The sequence below is a fragment of the Rhizobium subbaraonis genome, assembly GCF_900220975.1.
Classification (GTDB): domain Bacteria; phylum Pseudomonadota; class Alphaproteobacteria; order Rhizobiales; family Rhizobiaceae; genus Mycoplana; species Mycoplana subbaraonis.
The window spans coordinates 331,397-347,117 of record NZ_OBQD01000005.1 but is presented as its reverse complement, the minus strand read 5'-3'; the positions used below and the strand labels follow the sequence as shown (position 1 = coordinate 347,117).

At 62.8% G+C, this 15,721-nt stretch carries 16 protein-coding genes; 5 read left to right on the top strand and 11 right to left on the bottom strand.

The features are described 5' to 3' along the window. Position 1 precedes the first annotated feature (1 nt). From CRO48_RS09890 to CRO48_RS09870, 5 genes are all read right to left on the bottom strand, one after another. Positions 2–1,459 (bottom strand): D-alanyl-D-alanine carboxypeptidase, encoded by a 1,458-nt coding sequence (locus tag CRO48_RS09890; protein WP_245423478.1) that lies wholly within the window; start codon positions 1,457–1,459, stop codon positions 2–4. A 117-nt stretch (positions 1,460–1,576) separates the two neighbouring features. After that, the gene (locus tag CRO48_RS09885) at positions 1,577–2,350 is read right to left on the bottom strand and encodes a hypothetical protein (protein WP_097138636.1); all 774 of its coding nucleotides are present in this window, start codon (positions 2,348–2,350) and stop codon (positions 1,577–1,579) included. A gap of 270 nt (positions 2,351–2,620) precedes the next feature. Next, positions 2,621–3,226: a transglutaminase-like cysteine peptidase gene (locus tag CRO48_RS09880; protein WP_097138634.1), complete on the bottom strand. Its 606-nt coding sequence runs from the start codon at positions 3,224–3,226 to the stop codon at positions 2,621–2,623. A gap of 439 nt (positions 3,227–3,665) precedes the next feature. Then, positions 3,666–4,277, bottom strand: coding sequence for a PilZ domain-containing protein (locus tag CRO48_RS09875; RefSeq protein WP_097138632.1), 612 nt, complete (start codon positions 4,275–4,277; stop codon positions 3,666–3,668). 106 nt (positions 4,278–4,383) lie between these two features. After that, positions 4,384–4,995 carry a PAS domain-containing protein gene (locus CRO48_RS09870; protein WP_176526708.1) on the bottom strand — a complete coding sequence of 204 codons (612 nt, stop codon included), beginning with the start codon at positions 4,993–4,995 and terminating at the stop codon, positions 4,384–4,386. A gap of 307 nt (positions 4,996–5,302) precedes the next feature. On the opposite strand from CRO48_RS09870, the gene CRO48_RS09865 reads away from it, so the two are divergent. Both CRO48_RS09865 and CRO48_RS09860 read left to right on the top strand, forming a co-directional pair. Beyond that, on the top strand, positions 5,303–6,016 hold the full coding sequence (locus CRO48_RS09865) for a rhomboid family intramembrane serine protease (RefSeq protein ID WP_097138628.1): 714 nt from the start codon (positions 5,303–5,305) through the stop codon (positions 6,014–6,016). Between the two features lie 193 nt (positions 6,017–6,209). Further along, on the top strand, positions 6,210–6,638 hold the full coding sequence (locus CRO48_RS09860; RefSeq protein WP_097138626.1) for a CBS domain-containing protein: 429 nt from the start codon (positions 6,210–6,212) through the stop codon (positions 6,636–6,638). A 121-nt stretch (positions 6,639–6,759) separates the two neighbouring features. On the opposite strand, the gene CRO48_RS09855 is transcribed toward CRO48_RS09860, so the two are convergent. The 3 genes from CRO48_RS09855 to folE all read right to left on the bottom strand — a co-directional run bounded on the left by CRO48_RS09855 (position 6,760) and on the right by folE (position 9,230). After that, on the bottom strand, positions 6,760–7,770 hold the full coding sequence (locus CRO48_RS09855) for a patatin-like phospholipase family protein (RefSeq protein WP_097138625.1): 1,011 nt from the start codon (positions 7,768–7,770) through the stop codon (positions 6,760–6,762). Positions 7,771–8,124: 354 nt separating this feature from the next. Then, entirely contained in the window at positions 8,125–8,583 is a 459-nt protein-coding gene (gene hisI, locus CRO48_RS09850; RefSeq protein ID WP_097138622.1) for a phosphoribosyl-AMP cyclohydrolase, read from the bottom strand. A gap of 29 nt (positions 8,584–8,612) precedes the next feature. Then, positions 8,613–9,230, bottom strand: coding sequence for a GTP cyclohydrolase I FolE (folE, locus tag CRO48_RS09845; RefSeq protein WP_097138620.1), 618 nt, complete (start codon positions 9,228–9,230; stop codon positions 8,613–8,615). 347 nt (positions 9,231–9,577) lie between these two features. On the opposite strand from folE, the gene CRO48_RS09840 reads away from it, so the two are divergent. Then, positions 9,578–10,024 (top strand): iron-sulfur cluster assembly scaffold protein, encoded by a 447-nt coding sequence (locus CRO48_RS09840; RefSeq protein WP_097138619.1) that lies wholly within the window; start codon positions 9,578–9,580, stop codon positions 10,022–10,024. A gap of 2 nt (positions 10,025–10,026) precedes the next feature. Further along, positions 10,027–10,485, top strand: a complete 459-nt coding sequence (gene yidD, locus CRO48_RS09835; protein WP_407071907.1) for a membrane protein insertion efficiency factor YidD — start codon at positions 10,027–10,029, stop codon at positions 10,483–10,485. 63 nt (positions 10,486–10,548) lie between these two features. Here yidD and CRO48_RS09830 read toward each other — a convergent pair whose 3' ends face one another. From CRO48_RS09830 to CRO48_RS09820, 3 genes are all read right to left on the bottom strand, one after another. Continuing rightward, entirely contained in the window at positions 10,549–11,844 is a 1,296-nt protein-coding gene (locus tag CRO48_RS09830; protein ID WP_097138617.1) for an MFS transporter, read from the bottom strand. 91 nt (positions 11,845–11,935) lie between these two features. Next, positions 11,936–12,337, bottom strand: coding sequence for a MarR family winged helix-turn-helix transcriptional regulator (locus tag CRO48_RS09825; protein ID WP_097138615.1), 402 nt, complete (start codon positions 12,335–12,337; stop codon positions 11,936–11,938). A gap of 75 nt (positions 12,338–12,412) precedes the next feature. After that, complete coding sequence (locus CRO48_RS09820; RefSeq protein ID WP_097138613.1) at positions 12,413–13,384, bottom strand: DMT family transporter; 972 nt, start codon at positions 13,382–13,384, stop codon at positions 12,413–12,415. A 229-nt stretch (positions 13,385–13,613) separates the two neighbouring features. On the opposite strand from CRO48_RS09820, the gene thrS reads away from it, so the two are divergent. Then, complete coding sequence (gene thrS, locus CRO48_RS09815; protein ID WP_097138611.1) at positions 13,614–15,617, top strand: threonine--tRNA ligase; 2,004 nt, start codon at positions 13,614–13,616, stop codon at positions 15,615–15,617. Positions 15,618–15,721: the final 104 nt, after the last annotated feature.

Sequence of the window (15,721 nt, the reverse complement as noted above, 5' to 3'; positions counted from 1 at the left end):
CTTACTGCTGGCTCGCCCAGCAGGCGATGCCCTTCTTCTTCAGCACCTTGCAGGCGTTGACGGCATTGTCCTGTCCGGCAAAGCCGGCAAAGCGGGCGCGGTAGAGCTGGTTCGAACCGGAGCCGACGGCAACGGTGAAGGGCTGCGCGCCGGCGAGAGCCTTCCCGCCACGGTCCTTGGCGCTGTCGAGCAGAGCCTGTGCCTGGCTACGGTCCGGCGTCGCACCGATCTGGATCACCCAGCCCGCCGGGATCGACTTCGGCGATGCGGCGGCGGTGGAGGAGGTCGTAAGAGCATCGACCGAGGCGCTCGCGTCGCCCTGCTCGATTTCAGATTCGGCTGCTGCGGGTTCGGCGCTGCGCTGGATGCGAAGCGTCGCAGCCAGTGCGTCCTTGCCGACGACCTGGGAGGAGCCGGAGGTCGCGGCGTAGGCGGTCTGGATGCGCGCCTCTTCGTAGCGATATGCGGGAACGGGGCCGCTCGTGGGAAGTTCGAATGCTGCCGACGCGCCGGCAGAGGCCACATTGGCCGATACGGCGTTCGACGCGGCCGAAGCAGTGAGCGTCGGCGCGGATTCGGTCGCCGCGATGAAGTTGCCGCCGCCACGACGCGAGGCCTTGGGCATATAGGCGGCGATCAGTTTCTTCATCTGCTGGTCACGCGAGGCGCCCGACCGGCCGCCGATGACGACGCCGACGACGCTGCGACCGTCCGCCTGGGCAGAGGTGACGAGATTGAAGCCGGAAGCGCGGGTGTAGCCTGTCTTGATGCCGTCCACGCCGCGAACCACACCGAGAAGGCGGTTATGGTTGCCGATCGTCTGCTTGCCGTAACGGAAGCTGCGGGTGTTGAAATAACCGTAGTACTGCGGGAAGTGCTGGCGCAGTGCGAGACCCAGCCGGGCCTGGTCCCGGGCGGTGGTGACCTGTGCCGTGTTCGGCAGGCCGTGCGCGTTGCGGTATACGGTGCGCGTCATGCCCAACGCGCGGGCTTTCTGCGTCATGATCCGGCTGAAACGATCCTCGGAGCCGCCGAGAAACTCGCCAAGCGCCGTCGCCACGTCATTTGCAGAGCGGGTGACGAGCGCCTGGATCGCCTGCTCGACGGTAAGCTTGCTGCCGGGACGGACGCCGAGCTTGGACGGCGGCTCGCTGGCTGCGTGCTTGGATACGGGAACGAGCGTGTCTTTGGTGATCTTGCCCGACTCTAGCGCTTCAAAGGTCAGGTAAATGGTCATCATCTTGGTCAGCGACGCGGGGTAACGCAGGTCGTCTGCATCCTGGCTGTACAGCACCTTGCCCGTCTTCGCGTCGATGACGATTCCGGAATACTTCGGATTGGCATGCGCAAGGCCTGCCGCTGCGACCGTTACGGCCCCGGCGAAAACCAGCCGCCTGGATGTTTTGCCTGCCAGGCCGATCGCGTGCGAGATGATGGCGGAGAAAACGGAACGGAACACGCTGTTACTCTTCAAGTCTTCGGATTGTTGTTTCGTTCTGAGGCGAACCTGAACGACGATCTGAGTGAGGTTAGCGGCGCAGGGTTACCAATCGGTTTATGATGAATCATTCCTTGATCATTCCGGCGTGTTTTTATCGGGCGTCCGTGTGGGCGGTGCCACTTGGACGAGGTGCTGGCGGGCATAGGTGCGGACCGCCGTCTCCATCTCCTGCCACTGCGGCAAAAGTCTGCTCGAAAAGCGAAAGAGCAGCGACAGATCGTCACCGGTGTGGATATCTCGCTGGCAGTCGGCGCTGGTGGACGGTTGCCCCCGCGCGGGAAGGATGCAGCGGACAGCATAGATCGACCCGTCCGGCATGGTTCCGGTGAGGAGGGTCTCGCCGGCATAGCCGGAGCCTTCCTTCAGATGTCGCATGGTGAGGCCGGCCGGACCGCTTTCGGGCGCGCCCTCGAAGAGGTGGGAGTAGATCGGCTCGACCCGCCCGGACATGTCGCGCGACATGGTGCTTTGCGAAAACTGCAGGAAAATCAGGTTTTCCGGCTGCCTGATATCGTTGAAGCGGTCTCGGTTCTCGCTGGTGTAGCCTTCCATCTCGGGCCAGGTGAGGTAGACGTCGAGCCGGTCGGTGCGCCCGGTCTGGCGCTGGTCCTGGAAGCGGATGGCGTTGGACGGCAGCCGCAGGTGGTCTTCGCCGATCAGGATGTTCAGGGGCGTGCGGTCTTCGGTGTGGCCGGCGAGTGCGATCCTGTCGCCCAATTCCCGCCCGGCATAGCTGAGAGCGCCCGTCAGGCCGGCGAGAACGGCGATGCCGACGCAGAGACGCTTTATGAACCGCGCCGAGAAGAGATGCTCCTCGTGGATGTCGTCCCTTTGACCCTTGGCGTGCATGGCGAGCTTTGCGTGTCCGATAACGTTGGCGCCAAGTGACACGCTACGGCACGGAACCGGCGCGGGGCTTGCTCGCGATGCCAGTAGCCTCATTCGACCATGGTTAATCTTGCGTTAATGGCGCAACCCCAGGGCGCATAAAAATGCGGCCGGCTCAGGGACAGAAGCCGGCCGCAGAGGGCCTTGGGTCGGGACGGGGATGAATGACCGGGCCCTGAGAGGTAGGTGTGCAGGCCGGCCAGGCTCGGCCTGCATCGGTGATGCGACTTGCTATTTCCTGACGCTGCCGACTGCGACGGTCGCGCGGCCGTCTTCAAGCTTCACCCACTTGCCGGCGTTCTTTTCGGACTGGCGTTTGAGGAAGCGGTACTCGGTTTCCGACCAGACCAGCACCTTGTCACGCATGTTGTCGAGTACGAGGTCGCCGCGATCGGTGCGAACGGTGAGCACGGCATGGCCATCGCCGTTGGGTTGTAGCACAACGGTGATGAGAAGGTTGGACTGCGCGATGCCGGCCTCGATCAGCTTCTTGCGCTTCAGCAGGACATAGTCCTCGCAGTCGCCGACGGTTTCCGGGTATGCCCAGCGTTCCTCGACGCCGTAGATCTCCATGTCCGTCAGCGGCTGGACGGCGCTGTTGACCTCGAAATTGACCTGCAGGATCTGACGCCAGCTGTCTTCCGTCAGCACCATCGGGGCTGCGACCGGGGTCGCCCTGCACTCGTCGGCATACTGCTTGCAGAAATCGTAGTGGCCGATCGGCTGGTTGGTCGGGCCGGTGACTGTCATGCTCGATTGAAATGCGCCGGCCTGTGCGTTGAAGGCGAATGCGAGCAGAACGGCGAGTGTCCCTGTCCAAGCGATTTTGTTTTTCATTGTCATGTCCCCGTTTGTGAGGTGACAATGACAGGAATATTTTTATCCTGCGCGAAGTTGCGAAGTATAATTAAGTTCAAAATTTCGCTGCATAAGAATAAAAATAGAACTTAATTTGACATGTATTTGAGCGACTTTTTACTAAAATTGTAGCAATTCGTGGCCGTCAAAAGCGACGGGCACTTGCTGCGGCGTCGTCGTTAAGACGCTGAATCTGTTTTTATTTTTAACGTCCGGGAGGAAGGGATCTGGCCGCGACCGGCGGTTGGTCCGCGTGCGGCTGGTGGCGGAAGCGGGGGCTTCGACGGCGGCCTGGCGGCGCGCTACGGCGATCGTTCCGGTAGATTCCGATTGATGCGAGGAAAAAAGCAGCCGATTTTTTTGTTGGGGCGACTGACGGCCCGCAGCCTTTTCCGGGCGTAGTCTTTGGCTCTGCGCTTCAGAGGAATTGCGTCAGTGCTTCCCTGGACTGGACGCTGGAGAACTCGATCGCCACGCCTTCCTGGAAATGGCGGACGACGCGTCCGCGCATGTTGCCGAGCTGCACCGGCGTGCCGATGGCCGGGCGGACCTCGATATCGATCGCGGCGCCGGAGAGCGAGAGGTCGATGATGCGGCAGGGGTAGTGTCGGCCGTCGTTGAGTGCGAGCTCGGTGCGGCCGTTGCGCGGCGTAAGCCGGTCGTGCTGGCGGTCTTCCGGAAGCCCGAGTTCGTGACGGTTGGCGATCCAGGTGAGTTGGGCTGCGAGCTTCTCGCGCTTCCGGTCGGTGGCGTTGACGAGTATTACGAAGCCGTCGTCGGTGACTTTGGCCACCGTGCCCTCGATGCGACCGAGGTGATCGATATAGGCGATGATACGTTCGCCGGGGTGTGGCTGAGCATGGCAGGTGAAGAACACTTCGCCCGGCGACATGTCGATCACGGTGCAATCGTATTCGTCGTGGCTCGGCAGCATGAGGCGGCCGGCAAGATTGACCGACACGCGCTGGAAGCTTCGCTGCTCCGGCTGCGGCCTGTGAACCGTGGTCGACGATTGCTGAAACGAATACATGGACGGGCGGCGCCTGAAAGAAATCTCTTTCCAACTTCTAACCGGTCGCGGTTAATAGTTCGTTTTCATCTGTTGCGACTGTTAGTAATTGTGGCAGGTGGACGGCCTATCTGCCGCCGTCGAAGACGCGCAGATGGAATATGCGGCGCATCGTGCTGCCGATATCGCTGCGGCTGACCGCGATCAAGGATGGGGACGGGGCGGGTTCGGCAGCGGGGAGCGCTGTTTCCTGTTCGTGAATCATCTCTGCACTTTCGAGCGTCATGTAGCGAAACGGTACGTCGAAATGGTGCACGGAACGAAGCGGCACCACGGCGCCGAAGATGCGATCGGCGCGCGAGGTGTGCGACGTCATCGGCAAGAGCAGGATCTCAACCGGGACGGCTTCGAGGGACGTTCCGTAGGCGCTGGCTTGAAGCGTCGCAGGCTCCCGGCGGGCCAGTACGGTCGCGCAGGCGCGCGACGCCCGCGCCTGCATGTTCACGGCGAACATCTCCCGGAAATCGGCGCCGCGCATCTCGCGACCGAACAGGGTGCAAAGACGCGTCCCGGCAAGGCGGAACGTGGCCGCCGTGCCGGCAGACTGCTCGAGTATGAAAAGATCGGGGAGGTGATTGCGCAGTTCGGCCGGATCGATGTCGCGCCGATTCGGCACATCGCGGCCTCCCTTTACCCGGGTCCAGTATTCGTAGATCGCTCTGGCTGTCGTCGTCTGCATTGCATTCTCATGGGTGCTGTAGCGAAACGGCACGTCATGCGCCGCTTGCTGCCGGTTCCTCATTTCCAAGCGAAGATCGTGCCAACGCGGACATTAAGGTTAACCATTGGTTTCGATTGTGCGCCGCGTCCGGCCATGGCACACAAAGTCCATCACGTCATGAAGGGCGACCTTCAGCACACACTTCAGGGCCGGGGTTTGGGGGCTCGGGGCCGTATGGCGAAAGCTGTACGGCCCTTATTTTATCTGTATAAGCACGCAGGTTTGTTCATTTGCGGCGGGTGGTATGAGTAACGCAGGCGACAGCATGAGCGAGGTTTCGCTGAACCCCAGGAAACGGGAGCCGGCTTTCAACCTGCCAGGGAGCCTCGTCACCGCGCTGGCGCTGCTGACGTTGATCCATGTCGTGCGCACCTATCTGCTTTCGTCGCAGCAGGATGACTCGGTTCTGCTGGAATTCGCCTTCATCTCGGCCCGTTACCTGCCGCAGTTCATGGCCGAGAGCCTTGCATGGGTCTGGACGCCCGTGACCTACTCGTTCCTGCACGGAAGCTGGGAGCACCTGATCTTCAACAGCTTCTGGATGGTGGCGTTCGGCGCGCCGGTCGTCCGTCGCATCGGGACTGCCCGATTCGTGCTTTTCTGGTGCCTTTCGTCGGCAGCGTCCGTCGCGCTGCACAGCCTCTTCCACTGGGGGGAAATGGTCGTCGTCATCGGTGCATCGGGCGTGGTGTCCGGGCTGATGGGGGCAGCGGCGCGGTTCGTGTTCTCGCCCAGCGGGCGAATCAGTCGGCAGTTCGCGCATCTCAACAGGCGGCTGACCATCCGCGAGGCCTTGTCCAACCGTTCCGTCCTCGTCTTTTCGGCGATCTGGTTCCTCACCAATTTCGCTATCGGGTTCGGCCAGATGTTTGCGGGCGGAGACGGGGCTTCGATCGCGTGGGAGGCGCATATTGGCGGTTTTCTCTTCGGTTTCTTCTTCTTCCCGCTGTTTGACAGATTGCCCGCCGGACCCGCGTAGGGGCGCGCCGCCGATTAAGCCTAATCTTTGTGTGGACTTGCTTTCGCTCCATTCGTGGCGCACGATCGCGGTGTTCCGGTTCGCGCATGCACGCCGGAAACTGAGCGGGACTACTGGAGGGTAGTGCCGCCTGTGGGCGGTAAGCCCTGTCGGGCTAACGCCTCTCTGCGTCATGTTGCAACGGGAGGAATGCATGTATGTAAAGTCCATTCTTGACGAAAAGGGCCGCAACGTCGTTACGGGCGGTCCGCAGATCACGGTTCGTCAAGCTGCAGTCTATCTTCGCGACAATCGTATCGGCGCGATCGTCATCGTCGATCGCAACGACAGGATCTCCGGCATCCTGACGGAACGCGACATCGTCTGCGCAATTGCGAAGAGCGGTGCGGATTGTCTCGACAAGCCGATTTCCTCCATCATGTGGGGCAACGTCCATCGGTGCGGCGAAAGCGCCAGCGTCGAAGAAGTGATGGAAATGATGAGCACGCTTCGCGCGCGCCATATCCCGGTCGAAAAGGACGGTCGCCTTGTCGGCATCATCTCGATCGGCGACGTGGTGAAGGCGCATATCCGCTCGATCGAGCGGGAGGCCGCCGAAATCAAGGCCTATATTTCCGGCTGAGCCATCCTTGCGCGGGGCGCGCGCTCGGCGTGTGCCCCGTCCTTGCGGTATCATCCTAGCGGCAATCTTTGTGCGAAGGCGGATCCCAGTCGATTGATTGGGCGGCCGGTGTTCGCGAGCTTCAGCTTTTCCGGCTATGCTGCGGCATCGCCGACGGAACGACGTTGCGCCTGCTATCGTAGCAGGACTCCTGCATTCGCCTGATCTCGGAAATCTTCGCCTTGGCTTCCAGATAACCCCGGTCGATCGCTTCGCCGGCGCGGTGGAACTCCGACAGGCCGATGTCGCTGAGGCGCGGGTGTAGCGCGAGGTCCGGTGGATCCCCTGCCAGACGCGCGCGCGCAATTCGGTCCTGGATGATGTTGAACGACTGCACCATGACGCCGGTCAATCCCAGCCGCGATTCGCTGGTCTCCTGCCGGGGCGGGCTGTCGATCTGCTGGACGGATGCGGTGTGCTTGATCACGGCGGAGCGGCCATAGAGGTCGTAGTTGAGGTTCACGGCGACCACCAGCGGCTCCTCGTGCGCACGGCACACGGAAACAGGGACGGGGTTCACGAGCGCACCGTCCACCAGTGTGCGGCCGTTGCACTTGATCGGCTCGAAGATGCCCGGCAGCGCGTAGGAGGCGCGGATTGCGGTGATCAGCGAACCGCTCGTGATCCACACCTCGTGGCCGGTGTTGATCTCCGTCGAGACTGCGACGAAGGGACGGTCGAGTTCCTCGATCGAATGGTGCTCCAGATGCTCCTGCATGCGGCGCGTCAGCCGCATGCCGCCGAACAGCCCGCTTCCGCGAATGGTGAAGTCGAGAAGGCTTGCGATCCTGCGCATTGTCAGCGAGCGGGCAAAGCTTTCCAACTCGTCCAGCTTGCCGGCGAGATAGCAGCCGCCGACCAGAGCGCCGATAGACGTCCCCGCAATCATGCTGACCTCGACGCCTTCCTCGTCCAGGGCGCGCAGCACGCCGATATGGGCCCAGCCGCGGGCGGCCCCGCCGCCAAGCGCAAGCGCAATGCGGGAGCGTGTCTTATCCGGATCGCGCGGAGGTTGGAACTGGTTCATGGAGGGGCCATCCGGATCCGACTGGTTTGTCGTCACCATGCTTCGGTTGAAGTTCCAGTTCAACATTTCAGGCCTCCGGTATCGGAAGAACTTCAGTCTCGCCCATTCGGTTCCGAAGCCGCGCCGCCAGGCCCCGAAAATAGCGCATGCACGGCGCGCTGGCACCCCGCGCATGGGCTGCATCCGTTGCCCCGTTAAGCCAGTTTCGATGGCTTTGGCTCATCAATAAGGAGTAGTCGAGGCGGAAGGGCGACGGGGCGGAAAATAGAGCCGCCCTCGAGGGCATCGTCGTGTCTGTTCGGCATCTGCGGAATGGCATCGGTTCGACCATGTTGCGCGCGGTTGCGCCACCGCCGTCAGTACGCGCTCATTTCGTTGCCAAAGTGTTAAATCCGTGCCGAAAGGGAACGGGCTCAAGCATCAGCCGTTCTTGCCGCCATAGACTGTGGCGGGATCGAAATGAACGTCGTCGTCGGTGATCTGCAGTTGGGCCGCTTCGCCGGCATGGCTGACGGTGCGGTAAAAGCAAGAGCGCCGGCCGGTATGGCAGGTGGCGTCGTGTCCGGCGACGGACACCTTGAGCCAGACGGCATCCTGGTCGCAGTCCGTTCTCAGTTCGACGACGGTCTGCAGGTTGCCCGAGGTCTCGCCCTTCTTCCACAACGCCTTGCGCGAGCGGCTCCAGTAGTGGGCGATACCCGTTTCGATCGTCAGCGCCAGGGCCTGCGCATTCATGTGGGCTACCATCAGGAGCTCGCCGTCGCGCGCATCGGTTACCACGGCCGTCAGAAGGCCGTTTTCGTCGAAGCGCGGCGTGAACGCCCCGCCTGCCTCGAGTTCGGCCTTGTTTTCGGATGGTGGCTGAAATTCGATCGCCATGTCGGGCTCCAGGGCGGAGCCGGCGGAACTCACCCTCGACCCCGGATCATTGTCATGAAGCGAACCTGCTCGGCAGGCTCGGCCTTGAAGGCACCGGTAAAGGTGGTGGTGAGCGTTGTCGAGCCCTGTTTCTGGATGCCGCGCATCGCCATGCACATATGTTCGGCCTCGATCATCACCGCGACGCCACGCGGGCGTAGCGTTTCGTCGATGGCGCTGGCGATCTGTGCGGTCATCGTCTCCTGTGTCTGCAGGCGACGGCCGTAGATCTCAACGACACGGGCGATCTTGGACAGGCCAAGTACGCGGCCGTTCGGCAGGTAGGCGACATGGGCGCGACCGATGATCGGCACCATGTGGTGTTCGCAATGCGAATAGAAGGGGATGTCCTTGACGAGAACGATATCGTCGTAGCCGGCGACCTCCTCGAAGGTGCGGCCAAGGACGTCCTCGGGATCAAGTTCATAACCAGAAAACAGTTCTCTATAGGCCTTGGCGACGCGCGAAGGGGTGTCGAGCAGGCCTTCGCGCGACGGATCGTCTCCGGCCCAGCGCAACAGGACGCGAACCGCATCCTCGGCTTCCTTCTGGGTCGGGCGGCCCGAGTTTTCTTCGCCGACGGGGAAATTCTTGATTACGGCGTCCATGATCCCATGGCCTTTCTGCAGGTTGACTTTCGTCGAATGTCGGACTCGCCACTGGCCATTCGCCTAACCCTGCAGGCTTGGGTTCCGTTGGCGGGCTCCGGGGCTTTCCGATCCATTGCTTGTACGAAGGAACTTCTACGATGGATCTTCCGGCACGGTTTCCCAAACAACAGGCGACCCTTGCATATTGAAAACGGTCGCCCCAACACGACATAGCATATAGTATCGCTGGTTGCCTGCGAAAGGGGCCATGCGCGACATGGAATGCTTTTTTCGCGGACACACTGGAATATGCTGCCCCTATCGCGCAGAATTCTGAAATTACCTTCAGGTCGGAAAAGTTCCCGATGGACGACATATACAACAGCCGCATTCTCGAATTCGCCGGAAACATCCCGCGGATCGGAACGCTCGACAACGCGGATGCCGAGGCGAGCGCCCATTCCAAGCTGTGCGGCTCTCGCGTGAAAATCTGGCTCAAGATGGATGGCGACCGCGTCAGCGACTTCGCCCATGAGGTGAAGGCCTGCGCATTGGGGCAGGCCTCGTCTTCCGTCATGGCGCGCCATGTGATTGGGGCGACGGCGGCAGAGGTACGGCAGGCGCGCGAGGACATGCTGGCGATGCTCAAGGCCGACGGCGATGGGCCGGTGGGGCGTTTCGAGGAGATGCGGTTTCTTCGCCCGGTGCGCGACTACAAGGCACGCCACGCCTCCACCATGCTGACCTTCGATGCCGTCGTCGACGCGATCGGCCAGGTCGAGGCAAAGCGGGCGACCGCCGAGGCCGTCTGATCATGTGCGTATTCTGTTCGATCGAACGGGAAGCGCCGCCCGGCAAAATGGCATCGATAGCGCCGGCATCAGGCCAAGGGGCGGGCGACGAGCCGCAGGTCGATTCCGTCAAAGCCGGAGTGCGGGCGCAGCGAAAGTCGCGCAACTGGTCGGGCCCGTTCGACCGGACGCCGGGGCGGCTCTTCGGTCTCGGCCTGATCCGCCTGTACCAACTGACGCTTTCCGGCTTCATCGGCAACTCCTGCCGGCACCTGCCGACCTGCTCGGAATATGGCTACGAGTCCGTCGCCCGCCACGGCTTGTGGTCCGGCGGCTGGATGACGCTGTTCCGGGTCGTGCGCTGCGGACCCGGTGGAACGAGTGGCTTCGATCCCGTGCCCGAGCGGCTCGAACGCGGCGCATGGCGCGCACCGTGGAAGCTGTGGCGCCTGTCCTCTCGGGACAAGCGCGACACAACCTGAAACCGTTCGGTCTTCGGGCCCCAATTGTGTTGCGACCCAAGTTGGAAACCGCCATCGAGGCGTTTACGCCGCCTGCGGGGCGAGGGCGGCCGAGCCCGGTCTCCTCAACAAGAGCACCGATACGGCTGCGAGCAGGCACATGACGCCGGCGATCTGCAGGGCCGGCATGTAGGTGTCGAAGTCGCTCTTGAAGTAACCGGCGCCGAATGCTGCCGTTGCCGCGCCGAGCTGGTGACCGGCAAAGACCCAGCCGAAGACGAGGCCCGCCTTTTCGCGGCCGAAGTTTTCAGCGGCGAGCTTGACGGTCGGCGGCACGGTCGCGACCCAGTCGAGGCCGTAGAAGATTGCAAAGACCGAGAGCTCCACGAAGCTGAAGCCCGAGATCGACAGGTAGATCAGCGAGAGGCCGCGCAGGCCGTAGAACCAGAAGAGCAGGAAGCGGTTGTCGTAGCGGTCGGAGAGCCAGCCGGCGAGGATCGTGCCGATGAAGTCGAAGATGCCGATCACCGCCAGCGTACCCGCGGCCGTCACCGCCGCCATGCCAAAATCGCCGCAGATGGAAATCCAGTGGGTCTGGATCAGGCCGTTGGTAGAAAGACCGCAGACGAAGAAGGTGCCGAACAGGACCCAGAACACAGGATTGGCGGACACGCTCTTCAGCGTCAAGAGCGGTGAGGCGAGCGTGGCGAGCAGCTTGTGGTCCTGCTTCGGCGGCGGCGTGACCGTAGTATCGCCATAGGCCGGCAGGCCGACATCGGCGGGATGGTCGCGCATCAGGACCAGCACGAGGACCATGGCGACGGCGATTACTGCGACGGTGAGCGTCAGCGCGGTGCGCCAGCCATAGGCCTCGGTGAGGGCCGCCAACACGGGCAGGAAGATGAGCTGGCCGGTGGCGTTGCTTGCCGTCATGAGGCCAATGACGAGGCCGCGACGCTTGGAAAACCAGCGCGAGGCGACAGTGGCGCCGAGAACCAGCGCCGTCATGCCGGTGCCGACGCCGATCACCACGCCCCACAGGAGCAGAAGCTGCCAGACCTCGGCCATGAGGAAGGAGGCGGCGATGCCGAACATGATCAGGGCCAGCGCGGTCGCGACCACCTGGCGGATGCCGAAGTGGTTCATGAAGGCGGCGGCGAAGGGGCCGAGCAGCCCGAACAGCACCAGTCGCACCGCCATCGCCGAGGAGATGTCGGCGATCTCCCAGCCGAACTCCTGGTGCAGCGGCTGGATCATGACGCCGGCCGAACCCATGGCGCCGGCGGTTGCCAGCATCGTCAGGAAGGTGGTGGCCGCGACCACCCAGCCGTAGTGTAGGTCCCGGCCGGCCATCCAGCCGGCGATACGTGTCGAGAGCATGTTCGAAGTCCCTTTCCCGTCGGCCGCAGCCTATCGAATACTTCCGGGTAGATACCCGTATTTGTGGGCATATACCCGTTTTCAAGAAAAATCAGAGCGCCTTGAGCAACTCCCGCAACTGTTCGGTTTTGTCCGGCCCGAGCCGTGCCTCGATTGCCTCCTGCACGCCGTCCCAGAGTGGCGCGCCGGTCTTGAGAATGGCATGGCCTGCCTCGGTGATCGTCAGCATGGCTTCCCGGTGGTCCTCGCCTGTCGCGATCGCCACCAGCCCCATGCGTTCCAGCACCTTGGCGTTGCGGCCGACGGTGGAGCGGTCGAGTTCGACCCGACCGCCGAGTTCCGTCAGCGACACCGGCGCCATGCGGTTGATGTTCCTGAGCAGGCTGAACTGGCCGATGTTCACCCCAAGCGGTGCCAGGGCCTCGTCGTAGTAGGACGAGACCTTGCGGGAGGCTTTGCGCAGCAGGATGCAGTGGCAGGTGTCGCTCGACATGTGTTCGGGTATATACCCGCAATAGGCCGAATGCAACCAAAGACGCGAGCGAGAGAACACCAGGGATGTCCGCAGTCAGGCCTGTTTCGGCTCGGTCGCCGTCTTCGGCTTGAGCAGGACGATGAGCAGCAGGCCGGCGATGATGAGGGCTGCGCCCTCGAGATGATAGGTCTGAAGCTGTTCGCCGAGGATCAGATAGGCAAGCACGGCGATGAAGATCGTCTGGATGTAGAGGAACACGCCTGCGCGGGCCGCGCCAAGCGCCTCGATGCTTCGGTTGAATAGGTAGTACATCAGCGCGCCGCCAGGCAGCGCCACATAGGTCAGGGCCAACAGACCGCTGCCGTTGAGCGTCGAGCGCTCGTCGGAGGCCAGTTCGAAAAGGTAGAAGGGGAGCGCGGTGAGCACGGCTGCCCCAAGTAGGAGGACCAGAAGCGAAAGGCGATCCAGGTCGAATTTCGCGCGGCGAAGCAGGACGGTGTAGAGGCTGAAACAGAACGCCCCGGCGACGATCCACAGTTCGCCGGGATTGAAGTCGAGGCGCATCAGCGCCGCAGGGCTGCCCTTGACGATGATGACCACAATCCCGAGAAAGGCGAGGATCGAACCGGCGACCTGCCAGCTTCCCATCGGTTCGGCAAGGAGCAGGCGGGCGAGGATCATGGTGATGATCGGGATGAGTGCGATGATGATGCCGGCGGTGGTGGCATCGGCATGTTGGAGGCCGACAAAGATCATGCCCTGGCAGATTGCAAGCCCCATGCCGCCGATGACGAGCAGTTCGACGGCGCGCGCCCGTACAAGCGCCACCATGTCACCGAAATGCCGCCGGACGATCGGCGACAGGACTGCAAAGGCGATCAGTACGCGCCAGAAGCAGAGCGCCCAGGGCGGCATCTCGGTGGAGACCCATTTCGCAGCGATATAGACGCCGGCCGAGAGCAGCCAGCAGAAAACCGCTACGGAATAGGCGCTTGCAAGCGAACCGCCCGCCGCCTGTTCCGTCCCGCCCTTGTCACGATGGACCGCCAAGACATTCATCGCCATCGGCAAGTTATGCCATAGTTTAGCAGGACTGCACAGAAGACGGCAGGAGACGTACGCCTTTCTGCATCTGATCAGGCGGCGCGTTGGACAGATCTGGTTTGCGACCGTCGAGGATCTCCGGCCCCTTCCCAACATAAGCCTTTCCCTCTATATCCGCTCACGCGCCCGCATCGGGCACTTTCCCCGCATACCACCCGCATTCGTTGGCGGGACTGGATAGGAGTTCATCATGTCGAATGCCGTTTCCCTTACTTTCCCCGATGGTTCCGTCCGCGAATATGCCGCCGGCTCGACCGGGCGCGATGTCGCCGAGGCGATTTCCAAGTCGCTCGCCAAGAAGGCGGTTGCGATCGCGCTCGACGGCGAATTGCGCGATCTCTCCGATCCCGTCTCCGACGGCCGGATCGAGATCGTGACCCGCGACGACCCGCGCTCGCTGGAACTGATCCGCCACGACGCCGCCCATGTGATGGCTGAAGCCGTGCAGGAGCTGTGGCCGGGAACGCAGGTGACCATCGGGCCGGTGATCGAGAACGGCTTCTACTACGACTTCAAGCGCATCCACCCCGACAGCGGCGAGGACTGGCCGTTCACGCCGGACGATCTGCCGAAGATTGAAAAGCGGATGAAGGAGATCATCGCGCGCAACAAGCCCTTCACGAAAGAAGTCTGGTCGCGCGAGAAGGCGCGCGAGGTCTTCGCCGGCAAGGGCGAGAGCTACAAGGTCGAACTCGTCGACGCTATTCCCGAAGGTCAGGACCTGAAGATCTACTACCAGGGCGACTGGTTCGACCTCTGCCGCGGGCCGCACATGGCCGCCACCGGCCAGATCGGCACTGCCTTCAAGCTGATGAAGGTGGCGGGCGCCTACTGGCGCGGCGACAGCAACAATCCGATGCTGACCCGCATCTACGGCACCGCCTGGCACACCCAGGAGGAGCTCGACACCTACCTCAACATCCTCGCCGAGGCCGAGAAGCGCGACCATCGCCGGCTGGGCCGCGAGATGGACCTTTTCCATTTCCAGGAGGAAGGGCCGGGCGTTGTCTTCTGGCACGGCAAGGGTTGGCGGATGTTCCAGACGCTGGTGGCCTACATGCGCCGTCGCCTCGCCAATACCTACCAGGAAGTCAACGCGCCGCAGGTGCTCGACAAGTCCTTGTGGGAGACCTCGGGCCACTGGGGCTGGTACCGTGACAACATGTTCAAGGTGACGGTCGCCGGTGACGACACCGACGACGACCGGGTGTTCGCGCTAAAGCCGATGAACTGCCCGGGGCACGTTCAAATCTTCAAGCATGGCCTCAAGTCCTACCGCGAACTGCCTGTGCGTCTTGCGGAATTTGGCAACGTGCATCGCTACGAGCCCTCCGGCGCGTTGCACGGGCTGATGCGCGTGCGCGGCTTCACGCAGGACGATGCGCACGTCTTCTGCACCGACGAGCAGATGGCGGCAGAATGCCTGCGCATCAACGACCTGATCCTGTCGGTCTACGAGGACTTCGGCTTCACCGAGGTTGTCGTGAAGCTCTCGACCCGGCCCGACAAGCGGGTCGGTTCGGACGATCTGTGGGACCGCGCCGAGAGCGTGATGACGGACGTGCTCAAGCAGATCGAGGCGCAGTCCGGCGGCAAGATCAAGACCGGCATCCTGCCGGGCGAGGGCGCCTTCTACGGGCCGAAGTTCGAATATACGCTGAAGGACGCGATCGGCCGGGAATGGCAGTGCGGCACCACGCAGGTGGACTTCAACCTGCCGGAACGCTTCGGCGCCTTCTACATCGACCAAGCCTCGGAGAAGCGCCAGCCGGTGATGATCCACCGCGCCGTCTGCGGCTCGATGGAGCGCTTCCTCGGCATCCTGATCGAGAACTTCGCCGGCCACATGCCGCTGTGGATCGCGCCGCAGCAGGTGGTGGTGGCGACGATCACGTCGGAGGCCGACGACTATGCCCGCGAAGTGGCCGAAAAGCTCCGGGACGCGGGGCTGACGGTCGAGACCGATCTTCGCAACGAGAAGATCAACTACAAGGTCCGCGAGCATTCGGTCACCAAGGTGCCGGTCATCATCGTCTGCGGCAAGCGGGAGGCGGAGGAGCGCTCCGTCAACATCCGCAGGCTCGGTTCGCAGAACCAGACGGCGATGTCGCTCGACGAGGCGATGGCGGCGCTGATCGACGAGGCGACGCCGCCGGACGTCAAGCGCAAGGCGGCAGCACGCGCCGCCGCCTGAATTGACGGCCTAGAGGCGCGTATGCGCCTCTCGTCCCCTGCACCTGTCAGATGAATGCAACAAAACTGTCGTAGACAGGTCGCAATTGAGAAGTGCAGGGGATG

What these genes read in the sequence shown, in the direction of transcription:
- CRO48_RS09885 (WP_097138636.1), bottom strand. Translation starts at nt 2,350, where the DNA reads ATGCACGCCAAGGGTCAAAGGGACGACATCCACGAGGAGCATCTCTTC.
- CRO48_RS09870 (WP_176526708.1), bottom strand. Translation starts at nt 4,995, where the DNA reads ATGCAGACGACGACAGCCAGAGCGATCTACGAATACTGGACCCGGGTA.
- thrS (WP_097138611.1), top strand. Translation starts at nt 13,614, where the DNA reads ATGTCGAATGCCGTTTCCCTTACTTTCCCCGATGGTTCCGTCCGCGAA.
- CRO48_RS09880 (WP_097138634.1), bottom strand. Translation starts at nt 3,226, where the DNA reads ATGAAAAACAAAATCGCTTGGACAGGGACACTCGCCGTTCTGCTCGCA.
- CRO48_RS09875 (WP_097138632.1), bottom strand. Translation starts at nt 4,277, where the DNA reads ATGTATTCGTTTCAGCAATCGTCGACCACGGTTCACAGGCCGCAGCCG.
- CRO48_RS09830 (WP_097138617.1), bottom strand. Translation starts at nt 11,844, where the DNA reads ATGCTCTCGACACGTATCGCCGGCTGGATGGCCGGCCGGGACCTACAC.
- CRO48_RS09825 (WP_097138615.1), bottom strand. Translation starts at nt 12,337, where the DNA reads ATGTCGAGCGACACCTGCCACTGCATCCTGCTGCGCAAAGCCTCCCGC.
- hisI (WP_097138622.1), bottom strand. Translation starts at nt 8,583, where the DNA reads ATGGCGATCGAATTTCAGCCACCATCCGAAAACAAGGCCGAACTCGAG.
- CRO48_RS09840 (WP_097138619.1), top strand. Translation starts at nt 9,578, where the DNA reads ATGGACGACATATACAACAGCCGCATTCTCGAATTCGCCGGAAACATC.
- CRO48_RS09820 (WP_097138613.1), bottom strand. Translation starts at nt 13,384, where the DNA reads ATGGCGATGAATGTCTTGGCGGTCCATCGTGACAAGGGCGGGACGGAA.
- folE (WP_097138620.1), bottom strand. Translation starts at nt 9,230, where the DNA reads ATGGACGCCGTAATCAAGAATTTCCCCGTCGGCGAAGAAAACTCGGGC.
- CRO48_RS09865 (WP_097138628.1), top strand. Translation starts at nt 5,303, where the DNA reads ATGAGCGAGGTTTCGCTGAACCCCAGGAAACGGGAGCCGGCTTTCAAC.
- yidD (WP_407071907.1), top strand. Translation starts at nt 10,027, where the DNA reads ATGTGCGTATTCTGTTCGATCGAACGGGAAGCGCCGCCCGGCAAAATG.
- CRO48_RS09855 (WP_097138625.1), bottom strand. Translation starts at nt 7,770, where the DNA reads ATGTTGAACTGGAACTTCAACCGAAGCATGGTGACGACAAACCAGTCG.
- CRO48_RS09860 (WP_097138626.1), top strand. Translation starts at nt 6,210, where the DNA reads ATGTATGTAAAGTCCATTCTTGACGAAAAGGGCCGCAACGTCGTTACG.